Annotated in this window: 21 protein-coding genes and 1 pseudogene; 9 read left to right on the top strand and 13 right to left on the bottom strand. The window is 66.6% G+C overall.

The genetic code is table 11. From position 1 onward, the window contains the following. Positions 1-342 (top strand): annotated as a pseudogene (locus ACAG21_RS05920) (resuscitation-promoting factor RpfA); the annotation flags it as partial. Between the two features lie 31 nt (positions 343-373). On the opposite strand, the gene ACAG21_RS05915 reads toward ACAG21_RS05920, so the two are convergent. Genes ACAG21_RS05915 through ACAG21_RS05900 form a run of 4 tightly spaced genes read right to left on the bottom strand, consistent with a single transcriptional unit; the run spans position 374 to position 2018 of the window. Next, positions 374-799 (bottom strand): molybdenum cofactor biosynthesis protein MoaE, encoded by a 426-nt coding sequence (locus tag ACAG21_RS05915; RefSeq protein ID WP_370495018.1) that lies wholly within the window; start codon positions 797-799, stop codon positions 374-376. Then, entirely contained in the window at positions 796-1278 is a 483-nt protein-coding gene (locus ACAG21_RS05910; protein ID WP_370495017.1) for a molybdenum cofactor biosynthesis protein B, read from the bottom strand. Before ACAG21_RS05910 ends, ACAG21_RS05915 begins: the two co-directional genes overlap by 4 nt. Continuing rightward, a complete protein-coding gene (gene moaC, locus ACAG21_RS05905) occupies positions 1278-1805 on the bottom strand; it encodes a cyclic pyranopterin monophosphate synthase MoaC (RefSeq protein ID WP_370495016.1) in 528 nt (175 codons plus the stop codon). Before moaC ends, ACAG21_RS05910 begins: the two co-directional genes overlap by 1 nt. A gap of 12 nt (positions 1806-1817) precedes the next feature. Next, on the bottom strand, positions 1818-2018 hold the full coding sequence (locus ACAG21_RS05900; protein WP_370495015.1) for a hypothetical protein: 201 nt from the start codon (positions 2016-2018) through the stop codon (positions 1818-1820). A 138-nt stretch (positions 2019-2156) separates the two neighbouring features. Here ACAG21_RS05900 and ACAG21_RS05895 point away from each other — a divergent pair, with 138 nt between their 5' ends. Then, positions 2157-4409: a helicase-associated domain-containing protein gene (locus ACAG21_RS05895; RefSeq protein WP_370495014.1), complete on the top strand. Its 2253-nt coding sequence runs from the start codon at positions 2157-2159 to the stop codon at positions 4407-4409. A gap of 96 nt (positions 4410-4505) precedes the next feature. Beyond that, complete coding sequence (locus ACAG21_RS05890) at positions 4506-6155, top strand: DNA repair helicase XPB (RefSeq protein ID WP_370495013.1); 1650 nt, start codon at positions 4506-4508, stop codon at positions 6153-6155. Positions 6156-6238: 83 nt separating this feature from the next. Here the strand turns inward: ACAG21_RS05890 and ACAG21_RS05885 are convergent, their stop codons facing one another. After that, positions 6239-7384 carry a thiolase family protein gene (locus ACAG21_RS05885; RefSeq protein ID WP_370495012.1) on the bottom strand — a complete coding sequence of 382 codons (1146 nt, stop codon included), beginning with the start codon at positions 7382-7384 and terminating at the stop codon, positions 6239-6241. Positions 7385-7401: 17 nt separating this feature from the next. After that, on the bottom strand, positions 7402-7815 hold the full coding sequence (locus ACAG21_RS05880; protein WP_370495011.1) for a Zn-ribbon domain-containing OB-fold protein: 414 nt from the start codon (positions 7813-7815) through the stop codon (positions 7402-7404). A gap of 240 nt (positions 7816-8055) precedes the next feature. Here ACAG21_RS05880 and ACAG21_RS05875 point away from each other — a divergent pair, with 240 nt between their 5' ends. The 4 genes from ACAG21_RS05875 to ACAG21_RS05860 are packed head-to-tail and all read left to right on the top strand — an operon-like array spanning position 8056 to position 10930. Beyond that, the gene (locus ACAG21_RS05875) at positions 8056-8871 is read left to right on the top strand and encodes an ABC transporter permease (protein ID WP_370495010.1); all 816 of its coding nucleotides are present in this window, start codon (positions 8056-8058) and stop codon (positions 8869-8871) included. Continuing rightward, on the top strand, positions 8868-9605 hold the full coding sequence (locus tag ACAG21_RS05870; RefSeq protein ID WP_370495009.1) for an ABC transporter ATP-binding protein: 738 nt from the start codon (positions 8868-8870) through the stop codon (positions 9603-9605). Before ACAG21_RS05875 ends, ACAG21_RS05870 begins: the two co-directional genes overlap by 4 nt. Further along, positions 9602-10618: an ABC transporter substrate-binding protein gene (locus ACAG21_RS05865; protein ID WP_370495008.1), complete on the top strand. Its 1017-nt coding sequence runs from the start codon at positions 9602-9604 to the stop codon at positions 10616-10618. Before ACAG21_RS05870 ends, ACAG21_RS05865 begins: the two co-directional genes overlap by 4 nt. Before the next feature lie 18 nt (positions 10619-10636). Then, complete coding sequence (locus ACAG21_RS05860) at positions 10637-10930, top strand: putative quinol monooxygenase (RefSeq protein WP_096290020.1); 294 nt, start codon at positions 10637-10639, stop codon at positions 10928-10930. Here ACAG21_RS05860 and ACAG21_RS05855 read toward each other — a convergent pair. The 3 genes from ACAG21_RS05855 to ACAG21_RS05845 all read right to left on the bottom strand — a co-directional run bounded on the left by ACAG21_RS05855 (position 10927) and on the right by ACAG21_RS05845 (position 15528). Beyond that, entirely contained in the window at positions 10927-11910 is a 984-nt protein-coding gene (locus ACAG21_RS05855) for an LLM class F420-dependent oxidoreductase (RefSeq protein WP_370495006.1), read from the bottom strand. The two genes, ACAG21_RS05860 and ACAG21_RS05855, sit on opposite strands and share 4 nt — an antisense overlap. A gap of 257 nt (positions 11911-12167) precedes the next feature. After that, the gene (locus ACAG21_RS05850) at positions 12168-14312 is read right to left on the bottom strand and encodes a 3-hydroxyacyl-CoA dehydrogenase NAD-binding domain-containing protein (protein WP_370495005.1); all 2145 of its coding nucleotides are present in this window, start codon (positions 14310-14312) and stop codon (positions 12168-12170) included. Positions 14313-14316: 4 nt separating this feature from the next. After that, the gene (locus ACAG21_RS05845; protein ID WP_370495004.1) at positions 14317-15528 is read right to left on the bottom strand and encodes an acetyl-CoA C-acetyltransferase; all 1212 of its coding nucleotides are present in this window, start codon (positions 15526-15528) and stop codon (positions 14317-14319) included. A 224-nt stretch (positions 15529-15752) separates the two neighbouring features. Between ACAG21_RS05845 and ACAG21_RS05840 the strand changes: the two genes are divergently transcribed. After that, complete coding sequence (locus ACAG21_RS05840) at positions 15753-16925, top strand: pyridoxal phosphate-dependent aminotransferase (RefSeq protein ID WP_370495003.1); 1173 nt, start codon at positions 15753-15755, stop codon at positions 16923-16925. Here the strand turns inward: ACAG21_RS05840 and ACAG21_RS05835 are convergent. From ACAG21_RS05835 to ACAG21_RS05820, 4 genes are read right to left on the bottom strand one after another with little or no spacing between them, the layout of a single operon-like run. Then, positions 16912-17364 carry an SRPBCC family protein gene (locus ACAG21_RS05835; RefSeq protein WP_370495002.1) on the bottom strand — a complete coding sequence of 151 codons (453 nt, stop codon included), beginning with the start codon at positions 17362-17364 and terminating at the stop codon, positions 16912-16914. The two genes, ACAG21_RS05840 and ACAG21_RS05835, sit on opposite strands and share 14 nt — an antisense overlap. A gap of 29 nt (positions 17365-17393) precedes the next feature. Next, entirely contained in the window at positions 17394-17846 is a 453-nt protein-coding gene (locus ACAG21_RS05830) for an SRPBCC family protein (RefSeq protein ID WP_090606428.1), read from the bottom strand. A 57-nt stretch (positions 17847-17903) separates the two neighbouring features. Continuing rightward, positions 17904-19034: a CaiB/BaiF CoA transferase family protein gene (locus tag ACAG21_RS05825; RefSeq protein ID WP_370495001.1), complete on the bottom strand. Its 1131-nt coding sequence runs from the start codon at positions 19032-19034 to the stop codon at positions 17904-17906. A 5-nt stretch (positions 19035-19039) separates the two neighbouring features. After that, the gene (locus ACAG21_RS05820; protein ID WP_370495000.1) at positions 19040-19483 is read right to left on the bottom strand and encodes an SRPBCC family protein; all 444 of its coding nucleotides are present in this window, start codon (positions 19481-19483) and stop codon (positions 19040-19042) included. Between the two features lie 64 nt (positions 19484-19547). On the opposite strand from ACAG21_RS05820, the gene ACAG21_RS05815 reads away from it, so the two are divergent. Next, positions 19548-21251, top strand: coding sequence for an alpha-keto acid decarboxylase family protein (locus ACAG21_RS05815; RefSeq protein WP_370494999.1), 1704 nt, complete (start codon positions 19548-19550; stop codon positions 21249-21251). The last annotated feature ends 8 nt before the right edge of the window (positions 21252-21259 follow it).

The raw sequence follows: 21259 nt of genomic DNA, 5'->3' as shown, positions 1-21259 counted from the left end.
CCGCCGCCGGCCGACGCCCCGCCACCGGACGCTCCTCCGCCGCCCGCACCGGTGCAGCTGGCGTCCTTCGACCAACCGGCACCGCCCCCGGCCGATCTGCCGCCCGCCCCACCCGCAGACCTGCCGGCGCCTCCGGCTGACGCGCTGCCGCCGGCGCCGCCCGCCGACGCTCCGCCGCCCGCGGACGCCCCGCCGCCCGTCGACGCACCCCTGCCCGCGGACGCCGTGCAGCAGGCCACGAAGGTCGGCTACACGCAGAAACTGTGGGAAGCGATTCGCGGCGAAGACGTCAACGGCAACGACGCCCTGGACTCGCTGGCGCAGCCTGCCCCCGTCAACTGACGCGGGTGGGACCGGCGCTGAATTGACGGCGCTAGGCCGAACCCACCCATTCGTCGGTTCCGTCGTCGAAAAACTGGTGCTTCCAGACCGGTAGCCGCGCCTTGATGGTGTCGACCAGCTGAGCGCAGGTGGCGAATGCTTCCTGTCGATGGTCGGCGGCAACCGCGGCCACCAATGCCGCCTCGCCGATGTGCAGCACGCCGATCCGATGGCTGGCCGCGACCGCGCGCACGCCGTGGGAAGCCTGGCTGACCTCGGCCACCACCTCCGCCATCACCTGCGCTGCCGACGGATGCTCGGAGTACTCGAGCCGCACCACCCGGCGCCCTTCGTCGTGGTCGCGGATCATGCCGACGAACCCGACGATGGCCCCGGCGGAGCGGTGGCCTACCAGTTCTTCATGCTCGGCCAGAGAGATCGGCTGGTCGGTCATCGCCGCACGCAGGACGACCGTCATCGCTCGTGGTCTTTGCCCGCGATCTGGTCGAGGGCGTGGTCGAGCACGTCGGCAAGCACTCCCAGGCCGTCACGTACGCCACCGGGCGAGCCGGGCAGGTTGACGATCAGCGTCCGGTCGGCCACGCCGCATACGCCGCGCGACAGCACGGACGTCGGCACGTCGGGTAGCCCGGATTGGCGGATCGCCTCAGCCAGGCCGGGAATCAAGTAGTCGACCACCGCGACGGTCTGGTCCGGGGTGCTGTCGGTCGGCGAGATCCCGGTGCCACCCGTGGTGAGGATGACGTCGACGTCGTCGTCGAGTGCGTTGCGCAGCGCCTCTCCGACCGGGTTCCCGTCGGCGACCACTTCCGGTTCTGTGACCGAAAACCCGTGCTGCTCAAGCCATTCCGCGATGATCGGGCCGCATTTGTCGGTATACACACCGTCGGAGGCCCGAGTCGACGCGACGATGATGCGTGCGGATCGGGCGCCCATCAGCGCGCCCAACTTCCGGTCTTGCCACCCTCCTTGCGGAGCACGCGCACATCATCGATACGGGCCGCCGGGTCAACCGCCTTGATCATGTCGTAAAGCGTAAGCGCGGCCACGCTGACAGAGGTCAGCGCCTCCATCTCCACGCCGGTGCGATCGGTGCTGCGCACCGTTGCGATGATCTCGATATCCGACTCCCCCACGGTGAAATCGACGTCCACTCCGGTGAGCGCGAGTTGGTGGCACAACGGGATCAGGTCACTGGTGCGCTTGGCTGCCAGAATCCCCGCCACCCGGGCGGTCGCCAGCGCATCACCCTTGGGCAGACCGCCGCTGGAGATCAGCGCGACGACGTGCGCGGTGGTGCGCAAGGCGCCCGCGGCGACGGCGGTGCGCTTGGTGACTCCCTTTTCGCTGACGTCGACCATGTGTGCCGCGCCGCGCTCATCGAGGTGCGACAGTGCGTCCGGGCGGGATTGCTCCGACTGCCAGGCCTGTTCGGGTCTGGAAGCCCCGGATGCCCCAGCCATCGGTGGCAATACCTATCGGTTGATGACCGTAACTGGGTGAACGTAGGGCAGGTGGTCGGATTCCACCGGGAACACCAGGTCACCGAACGGCGACAGCGCACCCGTGCGATCGGTCACCAGCTCGCTTACCGCATGGTCGTCGGGGTCCGTCGTCGGCCAGCCGTTATCGACGTACCTGGTTTTGCCCGCCTTGCTCTCAGCAATGTCAGCCACGCCGTACATTCTGACAGGTCCTGCCCGCGCGCGTGGCGCTAGTCGGGGTTGCAGAGTTCTTCCCCACAGCCGGCCGCAGGCCCTGGTGCATAGTCGTCGCCGCCGGACCACCCGCAAGCTGCTTTACGCTGGTCAGCAATGACCGACAACACCCCGGATATCCCGCTGGGGTCCTGGCTGGCCGACTTGCCCGACGAGCGGCTGATCCAACTACTGGAACTACGGCCGGACCTTGCCCAGCCGCCTCCCGGCAACATCGCGGCCCTGGCCGCGCGCGCCGGGGCACGGCAGTCGGTCAAGGCTGCCACCGACGAGCTCGACTTCCTTCGGCTGGCGGTACTGGACGCCCTGCTGGTGCTGCATGCGGACAGCACGCCCGTGCCGACCGCCAAGCTGCTGGCGCTGATCGACGACCGCGCTCCCGAGGCCGACGTGCTCGAGGCGCTGGACGACCTGCGGCGGCGTGCCCTGGTGTGGGGCGACGTTGCGACGCGGATGGCCCCCGACGCCGGCCTGGCGTTGCCCTGGCATCCGGGGCAGGTGACCCTCGAGGACGCCACACGCACCGGCGAACAGATTTCGGAGCTGATCAACGGGCTCAACCAGGCGCAGCGGGAGGTGCTGGACAAGCTGCTCGAAGGCTCTCCGATGGGACGCACCCGCGACGCCGCGCCCGGCGCTCCGGCGGATCGGCCGGTGCCGCAGCTGCTGGCCATGGGGCTGCTGCGCCGGGTCGACGCCGAGACGGTCATCCTGCCCCGCCACGTCGCGCAGGTGCTGCGCGGCGAGCAGCCCGGCCCGATGCAGCTGACCGAACCCGACCCGGTGGTGTCCACGACGACCTCCGACGATGTCGACGCCTCGGCCGCGGGCGCCGTCATCGACCTGTTGCGTGAGTTCGACGTGCTGCTGGAAAGCCTTGGCACTACCCCGGTTTCCGAGCTGCGCAGCGGTGGTCTGGGAATACGCGAAGTCAAGCGACTGGCCAAGGCAACCGGCATCGACGAGCCGCGGCTCGGCCTGGTGCTCGAGGTGGCGGCCGCGGCCGGGCTGATCGCTAATGGCACGCCCGATCCGGAGCCGGAGAACGCCGACGGCTTGTACTGGGCGCCGACGGTGGCCGCCGACCGCTTCGCCGCGATGTCGGCCGCCGAGCGATGGCACCTACTGGCCAGCGCCTGGCTCGATCTCCCCGGCCGGCCGGCGCTGATCGGCGGTCGCGGCCCGGACGGCAAACCCTATGCGGCCCTGTCGGATTCGCTGTACTCGACGGCGGCTCCACTGGACCGGCGGTTGCTGCTGGGCATGCTCGCCGACCTGCCCGCGGGCGCCGGCGTCGACGCGACCTCGGCGTCGGCGGCGCTGATCTGGCGGCGACCGCGCTGGACCCGGCGGCTGCAGCCCGGTCCGCTGGCCGATCTACTGGCCGAGAGCCACGCGCTGGGCTTGGTGGGCCGCGGGGCGATCAGCACACCCGGCCGCGCGCTGCTGGCCGAAACCATCGACTTCTCCGCCACGGTCGACGCCATGGCGCGGGCTCTGCCCAAACCGATCGACCACTTCCTGGTGCAGGCCGACCTGACCGTCGTAGTGCCCGGGCCGCTAGAACGCGACCTCGCCGAGGAACTGGCGACCGTGGCCAACGTCGAATCCGCCGGGGCGGCGATGGTGTACCGCATCAGCGAGCAGTCGATCCGCCATGCGCTCGACGTCGGTAAGACCCGCGACTGGATGCATGCATTTTTCGCCAACCACTCTAAAACACCAGTGCCGCAAGGGCTTACGTATCTCATCGATGACGTTGCGCGGCGCCACGGCCAGCTGCGCATCGGCATGGCCGCCTCGTTCGTGCGCTGCGAAGACCCGGCACTGTTGGCCCAGGCGGTCGCGGCGGGCGAGGACCTGCAACTGCGGGCACTGGCCCCGACGGTGGCCGTCTCTCCCGCGCCGATCGCCGAGATGCTGGCCGCCCTGCGGGCTGCCGGATTTGCCCCGGCCGCCGAAGATTCGACCGGCGCCATCGTCGACGTGCGTCCGCGGCGGGCGCGGGTGCCTACGCCGCAGCAGCGCCGGCCCTACCGCCCGGCATCACGACCGAACGCCGAGACGCTGAACGCGGTGGTCTCGGTGTTGCGCAAGGTGACCACCGCACCGTTCGGCAGCAGCCGCGTCGACCCGGCGGCCGCGATTTCGCTGCTGGCGGATGCGGCGAAGAATCAGGACACACTGGTGATCGGCTACCTCGATGCCGCGGGCGTGGCCAGCCAGCGGATGGTGTCGCCGATTGCCGTTCGAGGCGGCCAGCTGGTGGCGTTCGATTCGGCGTTGGGAAGGTTGCGCGACTTCGCGATCCACCGCATCACGTCGGTGGTGTCGGCAGACAACGGATAATGGAGCCATGACCCGCGCCGACGACGATGCAGTGGGGGCGCCCCCAGCCGCGCAGCGGCGAGGGGACGCGAAGCGCGATGAGGAGGAACGGCGCCATTGACTGACGGACCATTGATCGTGCAGTCCGACAAGACGGTGCTGCTGGAAGTGGACCACGAGCTGGCCGACGCGGCGCGCGCCGCGCTTGCGCCATTCGCGGAGCTCGAGCGCGCACCCGAACACGTGCACACCTATCGCATCACCCCGCTGGCGCTGTGGAACGCCCGCGCCGCCGGGCATGACGCCGAACAGGTCGTCGATGTACTGGTCAACTTCTCGCGCTACGCGGTGCCGCAACCGCTGCTGGTCGACATCGTCGACACGATGGCCCGCTACGGCCGGCTGCAACTGGTCAAGAACCCGGCGCACGGGTTGACGCTGGTGAGCCTGGATCGCGCGGTGCTCGAAGAGGTGCTGCGCAACAAGAAGATCGCGCCGATGCTGGGTGCCCGCATCGACGACGACACCGTCATCGTCCACGGCAGCGAACGTGGCCGGGTCAAGCAGATGCTGCTCAAGATCGGTTGGCCCGCAGAGGATCTGGCCGGGTATGTCGACGGTGAGGCACATCCGATCAGCCTGGACCAGGAGGGCTGGGAGCTACGCGATTACCAGCGGCTGGCCGCGGACTCGTTCTGGGCCGGCGGCTCCGGGGTGGTGGTGCTTCCGTGCGGCGCCGGCAAGACGCTGGTCGGCGCCGCCGCGATGGCGAAGGCCAGTGCGACGACGCTGATCCTGGTCACCAACATCGTCGCGGCCCGGCAATGGAAACGCGAACTCATCGCGCGCACCTCGCTGACCGAGGACGAGATCGGCGAATATTCGGGCGAGCGCAAGGAAATTCGGCCGGTCACCATCTCGACCTACCAGATGATCACCCGCCGCAGTAAGGGCGAATACACGCATCTGGAGCTCTTCGACAGCCGCGACTGGGGGCTGATCGTCTACGACGAGGTGCACTTGTTGCCCGCGCCCGTGTTCCGGATGACCGCCGACCTGCAGTCCAAGCGACGCCTCGGCCTGACGGCTACGCTGATCCGCGAAGACGGCCGCGAGGGTGACGTGTTCTCCCTGATCGGCCCGAAGCGCTATGACGCACCGTGGAAGGACATCGAGGCGCAAGGCTGGATCGCGCCGGCGGAGTGCGTCGAAGTCCGGGTCACGATGACCGACAACGAGCGGATGATCTACGCCACCGCCGAACCCGAAGAGCGGTACAAGCTGTGTTCGACGGTGCATACCAAAATTGCTGTGGTCAAGTCGATTCTGGCGAAGCATCCCAACGAGCAGACCCTGGTGATCGGCGCCTACCTCGATCAGCTCGACGAGCTCGGCGCCGAGCTGAACGCCCCGGTGATCCAGGGCTCCACCAAGACCAAGGAACGCGAGGCGTTGTTCGACGCCTTTCGCACCGGCGAAATTTCGACACTGGTGGTGTCCAAGGTGGCCAACTTCTCCATCGACCTGCCGGAAGCCTCAGTGGCGGTACAGGTTTCGGGAACGTTCGGCTCGCGACAGGAGGAGGCCCAACGGCTGGGCCGCCTACTGCGCCCCAAGGCCGACGGCGGTGGCGCCATCTTCTACTCCGTGGTCGCCCGCGACAGTCTGGACGCCGAATACGCCGCGCACCGCCAGCGCTTCCTGGCCGAGCAGGGTTACGGTTACATCATCCGCGACGCGGACGACCTTCTGGGACCGGCGATTTAGTCGTCGACTTCGGCGCCGAACGTGCACTGACTGCGAGTTTTTCGGCGATTTCTCGCAGTGACAGCACGCTCGGCGAAAAGTGATCAGAGCGACAGGATCGTCGCTGAGGCGGTTCCGGGAGCGCCGTACACTTGCGCCAGACCGACCCGGGGGTTGCCCGGCACCTGACGGTCGCCGGCCTCGCCACGCAGCTGACGCACCAGCTCATGCACCTGTCGCAGCCCCGACGCACCGATCGGCTCGCCGTTGGCGATCAGCCCGCCATCGGTGTTCACCGGCATCGAGCCGTGAATCTCGGTGGCACCGTCGGCCAGCAGCTTCTCCTGCTCACCGTCGGCGCACAGCCCCGTCTCGGCCATGTGGATGACCTCGTTGCCGGCGTCGGTGTCCTGAAGCTGGGCGACGTCGACGTCCTCCGGGCCGATGCCCGCGGCTTCGTAGGCCGCTTTGGACGCGTACACCGTCGGCGAGACGTCCTCATCCAAGGGCGCGAACGTGGCATGCACCTCGTAGGCACCGAACGTGCGGGTGCGGATTTCGCAGGCGCGTACGTACACCGGCTTGTCGGTGTACTTGTGCGCGATGTCGGCGCGACACATGATGACCGCCGCCGCACCTTCGTCGGGCGCGCAGAACATGTACTGGGTCAACGGGTAGTTGAGCACGTTGGAGTTGAGGATCTCTTCGACCGAGATCTCCTTGCGCCGGAAGGCATTCGGGTTCAGTGCGCCATTGCGGAAGTTCTTGTTGGCCACCCGCGCCAGGGTTTCCTGCGAGATGTTGTGGTCGTGCAGGTACTTGTTGGCCTTCATACCGAAGAACTTGGTGGTGACGAACTGCCCGTTCTGCGCGTACCACTGCGGCAGCGCCAGCTTCGCGGGGTCGTCGGTGAACGCCCCGCGCGGGTGCTTGTCCAAGCCGATGGCGATGCCGATGTCGTACTTGCCCAGCGCGATGGTGTCGGCGGTCTGCTGTATGGCGCTGGCCGCGGTGGCACAGGCGTTGAAGACATTGGTGAACGTGATGCCGGTCAGCCCGACCAGCCGGGTCACTGCGTCCGGGTTGGACACTTCGTGGCTGCCGCCGAAGCCGAATTGGATGTCTTTCCACCCGACTCCGGCGTCGGTCAAAGCGGACTGGATCGCCTCGGCGCCCATTTGCATCGCGGTCTTCTCGAACCGGCCGAACGGGTGCAAGCCCACGCCGATGATGGCGACGTCGTTGGTCATCTCGGAGTCTCCTGGATCTAAACCGGCTGGAAGGCGAACGTGATGATCTCGTTGCCGTCGGCGTCGGTGGTGAACGGCACCATCGTGAGCTCCACCTCCTGGCCGAACTGCAGTTTGGCCGGGTCGTTCTCGGTCAAGCGGCCCTCGACCCGGATCACGTCACCGAGCTGCACCAGACCCACGCCGAACGGCACGAAGTCCTTGCCGGTCGGACCGGCGTAGGGGGCCCCGGGCGGGAAACCTTGGGTCGTCCACGCGACCACCGTTCCGGTCCGCGGCAACAGCACGTCGCTCATCGAGCCGCCGCTGCAGCGTGGGCACCGCTCCTGCACCGGGAAGGTGGTGGCACCGCAATCACCGCACCGACTACCGATCAGCTGCGGGTTCTCGTCCGGCCAGGTCGAAATCTCGGGGGCGAGTGCCTTCTGCATTGAGGGGTCCTCCAGGAACGTCCGCGGGTGCACCAAAAGAACAATTCTGACTGAACCGTATAACAGCTTTCCGAAAAGTGGAAACCACATTCTCATACCTTGCGGCGGCGGCAGGGTAGCCATTCCCGTCACCCGGAGCCAAACCCTTCAGCCGCTGGCCCAGCCCACCTAGCGTTTACATCGGACACCGCCGTCGCCGTCCATTCGCGATCCCGCGCTCCCCAGAGGTTCCTCGAATACATGGTCAGCATTCCCGCCGAGACGGCCGTCGGATCTGCGCCCGCGGCTACGGTCGCCAAGCCCCGCCGACAGCGCCGCCGGGCGATCATCCGGATCTCCTCACCGCTGGTGCTGCTGCTGGTGTGGCAGCTCCTCAGCGCCACCGGCCTGATCCCCCAGAACGTGCTGCCGGCCCCGCAGCTGATCTTCGATGCCGGCCTACAGCTGATCCGAAACGGCAAGCTCGTCGAGGCCCTGGAAGTGTCCGGGCTGCGCGTGGTGGAGGGACTGCTGCTCGGCGGCGTGATCGGTGTAGCCCTGAGCGTGGCGGTCGGGCTGTCGCGGTGGTTCGAGGCGACCGTCGACCCGCCGTTGCAGATGGTGCGCGCGCTCCCGCACCTGGGCCTGATTCCGCTGTTCATCCTGTGGTTCGGCATCGGCGAGCTGCCGAAGGTACTGCTGGTCGCGCTCGGCGTCAGCTTCCCGCTATACCTCAACACCGTATCCGCGATCAAGCAGGTCGACCCGAAACTGCTGGAAACCGCTGATGTTCTTGGCTTTTCGCTCTGGCAGCGACTGCGCACGATCATCTTCCCGAGTGCGGCGCCGCAGGTGCTGGTCGGGCTGCGGCAGTCGTTGGCGATCGCCTGGCTGACCCTGATCGTCGCCGAACAAATCAACGCGGACAAGGGCATTGGGTTCTTAATCAACAACGCCCGCGATTTCCTGCGCATCGACATCATCATTTTCTGCCTGGTCATCTACGCGCTGCTGGGCATCGGGACCGATGCCATTGTCCGCGCGCTGGAACATCGAGCCCTGAGGTATCGCACATGACACTGACATCCGAGCGACGGACCGCAGTCGTCGGCAGGCTCAACAACATCGACAAGTGGTACGGCCGCCGGCAGATCCTCAACGGTATCTCCCTGGAGATCCGCACCCACGAGATCGTCGCGCTGGTCGGCCGCAGCGGTTGTGGCAAGTCGACCGTATTACGGGTGCTGGCAGGGCTTTCCCCCGACCACACCGGTGAGCGCGAGGTCGCCGGGGCACCGGCGGTCGCCTTCCAGGAGCCGCGGCTGTTCCCGTGGCGCGACGTGCTGACCAACGTGCGCTACGGCCTTAATCGCACCAGCCTCTCGCCCGAGGCGGCCCGGGCCCGCTCGGAGCAGGCGCTGGGCGAGATCGGCCTTGCCGAGCATGCCGCGGCATGGCCGCTGACGCTGTCGGGTGGTCAGGCACAACGGGTTTCACTGGCTCGGGCACTGGTGGCCGAACCCCAGCTGCTGTTGCTCGACGAGCCGTTCGGCGCGCTGGATGCGCTGACCCGGCTTTCGATGCGCGCGCTATTGCTCGATCTGTGGCGTCGCCACGGATTCGGCGTACTGCTGGTCACCCACGACGTCGATGAGGCGATCGAGCTGGCCGACCGGGTGCTGGTCCTCGAAGACGGCCGCGTCGCCCACACCATCGAGATCGAAGCACCGCGCCCCACCCCGTCCGAGCGCACCGCCCAGCACGACCACTACCGCACCGATCTTCTCGACAAGCTCGGCGTTCGGCTTTGAAAGCCGAGCACCGCATCGCGATTCGCGCCGCACTGGTGCTGGCATTGGTGACCGCCACGCCCGGGTGCGTTTCACGGTCGTTGGGGCCGCAATTGATCGCCGTGCCGGCGTCCGTTCCGGTATCCGAGCTGGCCGGGGTCACGCTACAAGTCGGTGACCAAAAGGGCGGTACCCAAGCACTTTTGCGTGCCGCCGGTGAACTCGACAAGCTGCCGTACAAAATCGCGTTCTCGACGTTCACGTCCGGGCCTCCGCAGATCGAGGCGTTGACAGCGGGCAAGATCGATTTCGCGGTCACCGGCAACACCCCACCGGTGTTCGGCGCCGCGGCCAACTCGAAAACCCGGGTGGTCTCGGCGTGGGACGGCGCCCAGAGCGGCGAGCAGATCCTGGTGCGCGCCGATTCGCCGATCGACTCGGTCCCGAGCCTGAAGGGCAAGACGATTCTGGTGGCCAAGGGCAGCGCCGCTCACGCCAACGTGCTCGAGCACCTCGCCGACGTCGGACTGACGGCCAAGGACGTCAAGCTGGTGTTCCTGCAGCCCGCCGATGCACTGTCGGCATTCGCCAACGGGCAGGGCGATGCCTGGGTGATTTGGGAGCCCTATACGTCGCAAGCCACCCTCACGCTGAAGGTGCGCAATATCGGGACGGCCGAAAACGGCTATCAGTTCGGAAGCGCCTCCACTCAGGCACTCACCGACCCGAAGCGCAACGCCGTGCTGGGCGATCTGCTGGTCCGCTACCAGCGGGCCGCCCAGTGGGCGCGCGACAACCCGTCGGAGTGGGCGAAAAAGTACGCCAAGTCCGTGGGCCTGGACATCAAGATCGCCGAGCTCGCGCAGAGCCACCTACTGCGGCTTCCTGTTCCGCTCGACGACAAGGTGGTGGCCGCCGAACAACGCCTCGCCGACCTTTTCGCGGCCGCCGACCAAATTCCGGAGGCGCCCGACTTCGCCAAGTGGGTCGACCGTAGGTTCAACGGTGTGCTCGCGGTGAGCGGCACTTCGTGACGATGCGAGGAGACGACTGTGACGGTCATCGTGCTACTGGAACTGAAGTTCAAGCCCGACGAGGTCGGTGCTGGGCGTGAACTGATGGGGCGGACGCTGGAAACCACTCGGGCATTCGAGGGAAATCTCCGTACTGACGTCTGGGTCGACGAAGCCGACGAAGCCCACTGGATCATCTACGAGGAGTGGGAGTCGGTCGACGCCGACGAGGCCTACCGTGCGTTTCGCGCCGGCGAGGGCAAGGTGACTCAGCTGCCGCCGCTACTGGCGGCGCCTCCGGTCAAGACGCGGTACACCACCAGCGACGTCTAGCTCAGCGCGGGAATGACTTCCCGCTCGAACAACTCGATGCCGGAGCGGTCGTAGGCGGCCTCGGGGAAGTAGACGATCGCGTATTCGCAGCCGAGGTCGCGGATCTTGGTCAGCCGCTCGATCACCTGTTCCGTGGTGCCCATCGCCGAGTCGGGAAGGCTGCTGGTCATCGAATCCGCAAGGGACTCAGGCACATAGTTGACCAAACGGTCGCGCACCCGCTGCTGGCGGTCTTTGACCTCGGCCTCCGAGTTGCCGACGATGGCGGTGAAGTTGGCCGAACGCACGATCGCGTCGAAGTCGGTGCCCACGTCTCGGCAATGCCCGGCGAGCACCTCCGACTTCTGGGCAAACGCCTCGGGCTCGGGCGTGAAGTTGGTGTACTGCGCGTACTGTGCCGCGATGCGCAGCGTCACCTTCTCACCCCCACCGGCGATCCAAAGCGGAATACCGTTGTTCTGCAACGGCTTCGGCTCGACGATCGCACCGTCCACCTGGTAGTGCTTGCCGTCGAAGCTGACTTTGCCGTCACGCCAGGCGTCGCGCATGATCTGCACGCCTTCGTCGAGGCGACCCAATCGCACGCCGGCCGACGGGAACCCGTAACCGTAAGCGCGCCATTCGTGTTCGTACCAGCCGCCGCCGATACCCATCTGGATGCGACCGCCGGAGATGATGTCGGCGGTGGCCGCCACCTTGGCGAGGTAGACCGGATTGCGGTAACTCATCGCCGTGCACATTTGGCCGAGCTTGACCCGTGACGTGGTCGCGGCGTAGGCCGACATCAACGACCACGCCTCGTGCGTCGCTTCGGCGCTCGGCAGCGGGACGGTGTGGAAGTGGTCGTAGACCCACACCGAGTCCCAGGCGCTGCCGTCGGCGTAGGACGCCAAGTCCCGCATCACCGCCCAGTGTTTCGCCGGGTCGATGCCTACCAGATCCATCCGCCAGCCCTGCGGAATGAAGAAACCAAAGCGCATGGTTAGGGACTCTAGCTCTCGACGGGGCGGGCCGGAATGGGTTGGGCTGCCACGTTCGCTCACAGCAGATCGATACCAGCGATCCGGTCGGTCCCGGCACGGCAGCGCTCAATGAATGCGGGGCAAACTCGACGATACAAGTGATGAACGACTCGATGGAGCACAAGGACAACGCGGGCGTTTGAGACCATGGCAACAGCGAAAAGCCCCCGAAACCACGCTGTTTCGAGGGCTTTCGCGAAATGCTCGAACGGAACTTAGGTCAAAGAATCCGGCGGCAGGAAGCGGTCGCCGTACTTGGCGGCCAGCTCACGAGCCCGAGCCACGAAGGCTTCCTTGCCGGTACCGCCCGCACCGGAGTAGCCGACGATGAACTGTGCGCTACCACCGGTGTACGGCGGGAAGCCGATACCCATGATCGATCCGATGTTGGCGTCGGCAGTCGACGTCAACACGTTCTCGTCAAGGCACTTCTGGGTTTCCAGCGCCTCGGCGAACAACATGCGGTCGATCATGTCCTGCAGCGGCGGCTGCGAGGAGCCGGACTTGAACGTCTCCCGCAGGCCCGGCCACAGTTTGGTGCGCTTACCGTCGACGTACTCGTAGAAGCCCGCGCCCTTCAACCGCGACGGCCGGCCGAGCTCGATCATCTTCTCGACGACGGCCTCGGCGGGGTGCGGCTCGTAGGTGCCGCCGGCGTCCTCGACGCCCTGACGGGTGGCGGTGGCGATCTTGTGCATCAGCTCCAGGTTGAGCTCGTCGGACAGCTGCAGCGGCGGCGCCGGGTAGCCGGCCTGCGAACCGGCGTGCTCGATACTGGCGGGCTCCACACCCTCACCCAGCATCGCCAGCGCCTCGTTCACGAACGTGCCGATCACGCGGCTGGTGAAGAAGCCGCGACTGTCGTTGACGACGATCGGGGTCTTGCCGATCGCCAGCGTGTAGTCGAATACCCGAGCCAGCGCCTCATCAGAAGTCTTCTCGCCCTTGATGATTTCGACCAGTGGCATCTTGTCGACCGGCGAGAAGAAGTGGATTCCGATGAAGTCCTCTTGGCGCTTCACGCCGGTCGCCAGACCGGTGATCGGCAGCGTGGAGGTGTTCGATCCCAGCAGTGCGTTGGGCTCGACGATGTCCTCGATCTCCTGAAACACCTTGTGCTTGAGGTCCTGGTTCTCGAACACGGCCTCGATCACGAAGTCGACCCCCTTGAAGTCGGCGGGGTCGGCGGACGGCGTAATGCGGTCCAGCAGCGCCTTGCTCTTCTCCTCGGTGGTCCTGCCCCGCTCAAGCGCTTTGGCCTCAAGCTTTTCCGAGTAGTTCTTCCCCTTCTCGGCGGCCTCGAGGCTGACGTCCTTGAGCACCACGTCGTAGCCGGCCTTGGCCGACACGTAGGCGATGCCGGCGCCCATCATGCCCGCGCCCAGCACACCGATCTTGTTGATCTTCACCGGCTCGATCCCGTCGGGACGCGATCCACCGGAGTTGATGTACTGCAGATCGAAGAAGAACGCCTGGATCATGTTCTTCGCGACCTGACCCGTGACCAGCTGGGTGAAGTAGCGGCTCTCGATGCGGCTGGCGGTGTCGAAGTCCACCTGCGCGCCCTCGACGGCCGCGTCCAGAATGGCGCGCGGCGCCGGCATCGGGGCGCCCTTGAGCTGCTTCTTGAGCAGCGCCGGGAAGGACGGCAAGATGCCGGCCAGCGCGGGGCTGGACGGGGTGCCGCCGGGCATCTTGTAACTCTTTTTGTCCCAAGGCTGTTCGTGCGAGTCGGGGTTGGCCTTGATCCACGCCTTGGCAGCGGGCACCAGCTCCTCGACCGAGCCGACCAGCTCGTCGACCAGCCCGATCTCCTTGGCCTTCGCCGGCTTGAAGCGGGTGCCCTGCGACAGGATGTTCATGAACGCGTTCTGGATGCCGAACATCCGCACGGTACGGGTCACCCCGCCGCCGCCCGGCAGCAGGCCCAGCGTTACCTCGGGTAGACCCAGCTGACTTCCCTTGACATCGGCCGCAATTCGGTGGTGACACGCCAACGCGATCTCCAGGCCACCGCCGAGCGCGGCGCCGTTGATGGCAGCCACCACCGGCTTGCCCAGGGTCTCCAGGGCGCGCAGGTCCCGCTTGACCGACTCGACGGTGTCGAAGGCCTCGCCGGCGTTCTCGGGACCGAGGTTGATCATGGCCTTGAGGTCGCCACCGGCGAAGAAAGTCTTCTTCGCACTGGTGATAACCACACCGGTGATCGAATCCTTTTCTGCCGTAAGACGTTCGACCGTGTTGTGCATGGACGTGCTGTAGTGCTCGTTCATCACATTGGCCGACCCGGTGGGGTCGTCAAGTGTCAGCGTGACGATGCCGTCGGCGTCCTTGTCCCACTGAATCGTGTTCTCTGCCATGGCCTTAAACCCTCTCGATGATGGTCGCGACACCCATGCCGCCACCGATGCACAACGTGATCAGCGCGCGACGCGCGTTGCGGCGCTCGAGCTCGTCGACCATGGTTCCGGTGATCATGGCGCCGGTGGCGCCCAGCGGGTGGCCCATCGCGATGGCACCACCGTTGACGTTGAGCTTCTCGTCCGGGATGTTGAGGTCCTTCTGGAACTTCAGCACCACCGACGCGAATGCCTCGTTGAGTTCGAACAGGTCGATGTCGTCGATAGTCAGGCCGGCACGGTCGAGCACCTTGCGGGTGGCCGGCGTCGGGCCGGTGAGCATGATGACCGGGTCCGAGCCGCTGGTGGCCGTGGCCACGATGCGTGCCCGCGGGGTCAGGCCCTGTGACTTGCCCGCCGCCTCCGAACCGACCAGCACCAGCGCGGCGCCGTCGACGATGCCGGAGCTGTTGCCGCCGGTGTGCACGTGGTTGATCTTCTCGACGTAGTGATACTTCGTCAGCGCCACGTCGTCGAAGCCACCCATCTCGCCGATGCCGTCGAACGCGGTCTTCAGCTTGGCCAGACCCTCCATCGTGGTGTCGGGCCGCATGTGCTCGTCGTGATCGAGGATGACCAGACCATTCTGGTCGCGCACCGGCACGACCGACTTGGCGAAGTAACCGCCCGACCAGGCTTCGGCGGCCTTCTCCTGCGAGCGCAACGCATAAGCGTCGACATCCTCGCGGCTAAAGCCCTCGATGGTCGCGATCAGGTCGGCGCCGATGCCCTGCGGCACGAAGCCGATCCGGTAGTTGGTCTCGGGGTCGGTCGCCCAGGCGCCGCCGTCGGAGCCCATCGGCACGCGGCTCATCGACTCGACACCGCCGGCCAGCACCAGGTCGTCCCAGCCGGAGCGCACCTTCTGGGCGGCGGTGTTGACGGCCTCGAGACCCGAGGCGCAGAACCGGTTCAGCTGCACGCCACCGGTGGTCTCGGGCAGGCCGGCGGCCAGCACCGCGGTGCGGGCGATGTCGCCGCCCTGGTCACCGACCGGGGACACCACGCCCAGGATCATGTCGCTGATCAGGTTCTCGTCCAGGTCGGGATTGCGCCGGCGCAGCTCGTCGACCAGGCCGACCACCAGGTTCAGCGGCTTTACCTCGTTGAGCGATCCGTTGCGTTGCTTGCCGCGGGGTGTGCGGATGGCCTCATAGATGAAGGCTTCTTCGGACATGTCGACTTCCTGTTCGCAAAATGGGGGTTCGGTCCGTCTATGTGCACCCTAACAGGGGCTCCCGGCCAACCTGTTGGTTGGGCAGGTCGGCCCCGGTCAGGCTGCCGGGCGGTGATCGACGCGCCCCGCCGTCGCCGAGTGTCACGCTGGCGCGCCGACCGACAACGGGCGTTGCGCTGGCGTGACGCTCACGCTGCGACCGCCCCCGCCTAAGCTCGACGACCATGACGGTGTCGCGATTGCGGCCCTACGCGACCACGGTGTTCGCCGAAATGTCGGCGCTGGCCGCGCGCATCGGCGCGGTGAACCTGGGTCAGGGCTTTCCCGACGAGGATGGACCCCCGGCGATGTTGAAGGCCGCGCAGGACGCGATCGCCGACGGTGTCAATCAGTACCCGCCGGGACTCGGCATCGCGCCGCTGCGCCAGGCCGTCGCGGCGCAGCGCAAGCGGCACTTCGGCATCGACTACGACCCCGACACCGAGGTGCTGGTGACGGTCGGGGCCACCGAGGCCATCGCCTCGGCGGTGATCGGCCTCGTCGAGCCCGGCTCGCAGGTACTGCTGATCGAGCCCTTCTACGACTCCTACTCGCCGGTGGTCGCGATGGCCGGCGCACACCGCGCCGCCGTACCGCTGGTTTCCGACGGCCACGGCTTCGCGCTGGACATCGACGCGCTGAGGCGAGCGGTGACCCCGGCGACCCGCGCGCTCATCGTCAACTCGCCGCACAACCCCACCGGCGCCGTGCTGAGCGCGACCGAATTGGAGGCGATCGCAGAGATCGCGGTGGCCGCCGACCTTCTGGTGATCACCGATGAGGTGTACGAGCACCTGGTGTTCGACGGCCATCGGCATCTGCCGCTGGCCGGTTTCGACGGCATGGCGCAACGCACCATCACCATCTCCAGCGCGGCCAAGATGTTCAACTGCACCGGCTGGAAGATCGGATGGGCTTGCGGCCCAGCACAACTGATCGCCGGGATGCGCGCGGCCAAACAGTACCTGAGCTACGTCGGCGGGGCGCCGTTCCAGCCCGCGGTCGCGCTGGCGCTGGACACCGAGGACGCCTGGGTCCACGATTTGCGGCGCTCGCTGCAAGTCCGGCGCGACCGACTGGCCGCGGGCCTGGCCGATATCGGTTTTGCGGTGCACGAGAGTAACGGCAGTTACTTCCTGTGCGCCGACCCACGGCCACTCGGATATGACGACAGCACGACGTTCTGCGCGGCACTACCGGAAAAGGTTGGCGTGGCGGCTATTCCGATGTCAGCGTTCTGCGACCCGGCCGCACCGCATGCCGATCTGTGGAATCACCTGGTGCGCTTCACCTTCTGCAAGCGCGACGACACCCTCGACGAGGCGATCAGGCGGCTGTCCGCACTCAAGACTGCTTAGCGTCCTCGTCGCCCATCACGCGCTTGCGCAGGCCTTCCAGCGCGGCGTAGAGGATTTTGTTGCCCGCCGAGCGCACCCAGAACCCGGGCAGTGGTGCCCTCAGCTCGATCGTGAGGCTGAATCGGACCCGGGTCTTGTCGTCGCTCTCGCGCTCCAGGTTGTACTCGCCATGCTGGGCGTGTTGCTGCGAGGTCTTCTGCGCATCCCACACCATCCAGTCGGGACCCCAGTGATATTCCACCATTTCGGTGTCGGCGATGCCGCTCACCCTGATCGTCATTCGCACGTGGTGTGGCATGCCGTCGGGATATCGGTCAACGACTTCGACCCGCTTGTGCAACGGAGACCACGACGGCACGGCGTCCATGTCGGCCAGCGCCTCCATGATCACTTCCGGGGGCGCCCCGATGACAATTTCCGACGATGCGCGTATGGCCACTGGCTATCAAATTAGCAATGGAGACCGGCTTACGGTGCTTTATCCGGGCCGCCTCGTGCGACTAGATCGCGCAGCCCCTTGATCGAGGCGTCGAGAACGTGCTCCATCGCGCGCCGCACGACGAATCCGGGAATGGGCCCGGCCGGTTCGACGGTGATGTCGAACCGCACCCGTGTCTTGTCGATGCCCTCGGGCTTGAGGTTGTATTCGACGTGCTGACCGTGCTGTTGGGCCGTCCCCTTGACGTCGTAGACCACCCAGTCCGGGCCCCAGTGGTATTCCAGCACCTCTTTGTCGCGCAGGCCCAGAATTCTGATGGTGGTTTTCACGTGGTGCGCACGGCCGTCCGGATAACGGTCGACCACTTCGATCTTTTTATGCAGCGGCGACCAGGATTCCAGCACGCTGACATCCTCGAGCGCCCCCATGACCACGTCGAGCGGCGCATCAACTATGAATTCACGTGATGCCTTTACAGCCACTTAACTCAACCTAGCAATCCCGTTCGAGGCACGGAACGTATTCGGGTAAGTAATTCGCTACCAGTTGATTTCGTCGATCGGCGTCGTGGTGGCCGGCGGCGGTCCGACCGGTCCGGCCGGCGTTCGGGAGAAACGCGGAGCGGGCGCGGCCTGCTCGACACCGTGGGCGGTGATCAGCGTCGAGCGCGCCTTCAAATGTTCGTTGGTGGCGGCCTCGTTCCACGTCAGCACGGGCGTGACACACGCGTCGGTGCCGGCGAAAACCTCGGTCCACTCGTCTCGCGTCCGGCTGGCGAACCGCCGGGCGAACACGTCGTACATCTGCTGATACGAACCTGTTTCGAGCTGGCCACCCACCTCGTCGGGCGACAGACCGAGCCCGTTGAGCAACGCCGCGAAGAACTGCGGCTCAATCGCGCCGACGGCCATGTACTTGCCGTCGGAGGTTTCATAGCAACGGTAGAACGGCGAGCCGCCGTCGAGCAGAAACGATTCGCGCTTATCGCGCAGGCTGCCAATTGCCTTCATGGTCCACATCATTTGGGCGAGCACGCTGACGCCGTCGACCATCGCGGCGTCGACGACCTGCCCGCGGCCCGACCGCTCACGTTCGTACAGCGCGACAGCGATACCGATGAGCACCAGCATCGATCCGCCGCCGAAATCGGCGACCAGGTTCAGCGGCGGCATCGGCGGCCGATCGGCGTAACCCAGCGCCGACAGCGCACCGGTCTGCGACAGGTAGTTGATGTCGTGCCCGGCCGTCGACGCCAACGGCCCGTCCTGTCCCCAGCCGGTGATCCGCGCATAGATCAATCGCGGATTGACCGCCGCGCAATCGTCGGGTCCGATCCCGAGTCGCTCGCAGGTGCCCGGCCGGAAGCAGTCCAACAGCACGTCGGCTTTGGCGGCAAGCTCCAGCAATGCGCCCGGCTGAGTCTTGACGTCGAGGTCGACGATCCGCTTGCCCCGGTGCAACAGGTCGCGGTCCTCGGCCGGCATCGTCGGGACTGCCTGGTGGCGACCCGCCTCGCCCGGCTTCGCCGCGCTTGCGATCGCCACGCCGGGGCGGCGCACCCGCACCACGTCGGCACCCAGATCGGCGAGCATCATGCCCGCGTGGGGCCCGGGTCCGATGCCGCCGAGTTCGATGACTTTGATCCCGGCCAGGGGTCCCGCGCCGGTCACGGCGGCTACTTACCCTTCTTCACCTGCAGCACCCGCTTGCGCAAGCCCTCGGTCCCGGTATCGACGGTGCCTTTGATGGCGCGCTTCAACACGAAGCCGGGCAACGGAACCACGGGATCGACGCTGAGCTCGAACTTGACCAGGGTGGAGTCGCCCTTCGGCGTCAGTTTGTAGGAGGCGTCCTGGGAGCGCTGCTGACCGGAGCTGATCAGCGTCCAACTCACCTCGTTGTCGCCCCACGAGTACTCGATCACCTGCTCGTCGGTGATGCCCGCGGCTTTGACTTTCATCTTGACCTTGGTGGGGCGCCCGTCGGCGTCCCGCTCGAGGACTTCGACGCTCTGGTGGGGCGGCGACCATTCGGTCACCGAGTCGAGATCGGCGATGACGTCGAGGATCTCTTCGGGGCTGGCTTCGATAACAACTTCGCGGGTTTCGTTGATCGCCATGGCCCGCACGATAGCGAAACCACGTCCGGCCGGGAGCGCTTTCGACCAGCGTAACGTCGACTTCGTGACTGCTACCACGCCCGGCGCCGCGGATTCCGTCTACACCATCGGCGACTACCTGTTGGACCGTCTCGCCGAGCTTGGCGTCTCGGAGATCTTCGGCGTCCCCGGCGACTACAACCTGGAATTCCTCGACCACATCGTCGCGCATCCACGAATTCGGTGGGTGGGCAACGCCAACGAGTTGAACGCCGGCTACGCCGCCGACGGTTATGGCCGGTTACGCGGAATGGCCGCTGTGGTAACGACATTCGGGGTAGGTGAGCTTTCGGCGACCAACGCGATCGCCGGCAGCTACGCCGAGCACGTCCCGGTCGTGCACATCGTCGGTGGCCCCTCCAAGGACGCCCAGGGCACCAGACGGGCGTTGCACCATTCGCTCGGTGACGGAGACTTTGAGCACTTCTTCCGCATCAGCCGTGAAATCACCTGTGCTCAAGCCAATCTCATGCCGGCAACGGCGTGCCGGGAGATCGACCGGGTGCTGTTGGAGGTGCGCGAGCAGAAGCGGCCCGGCTACATCCTGCTGTCCACCGATGTGGCGCGCTTCCCTACCGAACCACCCGACGCTGCGCTGCCCCGCTACGCCGGCGGCACCAGCCCGCGCGCACTGTCGATGTTCGTCGACGCCGCCACCGAACTCATCGGCGACAACCGGTTGACCGTGCTGGCCGACCTGCTGGTGCATCGGCTACAGGCGGTCAAGGAACTCGAGGCGCTGCTGAACGCCGACGTGGTGCCCTACGCCACGCTCATGTGGGGCAAGAGCTTGCTCGACGAAAGCGCGCCCAACTACCTCGGCATCTACGCCGGCGCGGCCAGCGCGCCCGCCGTGCGTGCCGCGATCGAGGACGCACCCGCGTTGGTCACCGCCGGCGTGGTGTTCACCGACATGGTGAGCGGCTTCTTCAGCCAGCACATCGATGCAGCGCGGACCATCGACATCGGCCAATACCAGAGCACTGTGGCCGGTGAGGTGTTCGCGCCGCTGGAGATGGGCGCCGCGCTCGGCGCGCTGGCCGAAATCTTGACGCGGCGTGGGATCAGTTCACCGCCCGTCACGCCGGCAACCGACCAACAGCCCGCGGCCGCGGCCGCGGCGCCCGCCCGCGATCAGGCCCTGACCCAGGAGATGGTGTGGGACCGGCTGTGCAACGCGCTCACACCGGGCAACGTGGTACTCGCCGATCAGGGCACCTCCTTTTACGGCATGGCCGACCACCGGCTGCCCAAGGGGGTCACATTCATCGGCCAACCCCTTTGGGGCTCAATCGGTTACACGTTGCCCGCGGCGCTCGGCGCGGCCGTCGCACACCCGGACCGAAGGTCGGTGTTGCTGATCGGTGACGGCGCCGCGCAACTGACCGTGCAGGAACTCGGCACGTTCTTTCGCGAAGGGCGCTCGCCCGTCATCGTCGTGGTCAACAACGACGGCTATACGGTCGAACGGGCGATCCACGGAGAGACGGCGCCCTACAACGACATCGCCAGCTGGAGTTGGACCGACATCCCCAACGCCCTCGGCGTGGCCAACCACCTCGCGTTCCGCGCGCAAAACTATGGCGAACTCGACGACGCGCTGACCGCGGCGGCGGAGCATCAGGACCGCATGGTGCTTGTCGAAGTGGTCTTGCCCCGCATGGAAATTCCACCGCTGCTGGTCGAACTCGTGCAGCCGATGTCGCCGGACGGCAGTAGGCGCCGCTGAGCGGTGGC

This window comes from Mycobacterium sp. pR1184 (assembly GCF_041287235.1).
Taxonomy (GTDB): domain Bacteria; phylum Actinomycetota; class Actinomycetes; order Mycobacteriales; family Mycobacteriaceae; genus Mycobacterium.
This window is presented reverse-complemented; position numbering and strand designations above follow the sequence as displayed.

What these genes read in the sequence shown, in the direction of transcription:
- ACAG21_RS05915 (WP_370495018.1), bottom strand. Translation starts at nt 799, where the DNA reads ATGACGGTCGTCCTGCGTGCGGCGATGACCGACCAGCCGATCTCTCTG.
- ACAG21_RS05910 (WP_370495017.1), bottom strand. Translation starts at nt 1,278, where the DNA reads ATGGGCGCCCGATCCGCACGCATCATCGTCGCGTCGACTCGGGCCTCC.
- moaC (WP_370495016.1), bottom strand. Translation starts at nt 1,805, where the DNA reads ATGGCTGGGGCATCCGGGGCTTCCAGACCCGAACAGGCCTGGCAGTCG.
- ACAG21_RS05895 (WP_370495014.1), top strand. Translation starts at nt 2,157, where the DNA reads ATGACCGACAACACCCCGGATATCCCGCTGGGGTCCTGGCTGGCCGAC.
- ACAG21_RS05885 (WP_370495012.1), bottom strand. Translation starts at nt 7,384, where the DNA reads ATGACCAACGACGTCGCCATCATCGGCGTGGGCTTGCACCCGTTCGGC.
- ACAG21_RS05880 (WP_370495011.1), bottom strand. Translation starts at nt 7,815, where the DNA reads ATGCAGAAGGCACTCGCCCCCGAGATTTCGACCTGGCCGGACGAGAAC.
- ACAG21_RS05875 (WP_370495010.1), top strand. Translation starts at nt 8,056, where the DNA reads ATGGTCAGCATTCCCGCCGAGACGGCCGTCGGATCTGCGCCCGCGGCT.
- ACAG21_RS05870 (WP_370495009.1), top strand. Translation starts at nt 8,868, where the DNA reads ATGACACTGACATCCGAGCGACGGACCGCAGTCGTCGGCAGGCTCAAC.
- ACAG21_RS05855 (WP_370495006.1), bottom strand. Translation starts at nt 11,910, where the DNA reads ATGCGCTTTGGTTTCTTCATTCCGCAGGGCTGGCGGATGGATCTGGTA.
- ACAG21_RS05850 (WP_370495005.1), bottom strand. Translation starts at nt 14,312, where the DNA reads ATGGCAGAGAACACGATTCAGTGGGACAAGGACGCCGACGGCATCGTC.
- ACAG21_RS05845 (WP_370495004.1), bottom strand. Translation starts at nt 15,528, where the DNA reads ATGTCCGAAGAAGCCTTCATCTATGAGGCCATCCGCACACCCCGCGGC.
- ACAG21_RS05840 (WP_370495003.1), top strand. Translation starts at nt 15,753, where the DNA reads ATGACGGTGTCGCGATTGCGGCCCTACGCGACCACGGTGTTCGCCGAA.
- ACAG21_RS05820 (WP_370495000.1), bottom strand. Translation starts at nt 19,483, where the DNA reads ATGGCGATCAACGAAACCCGCGAAGTTGTTATCGAAGCCAGCCCCGAA.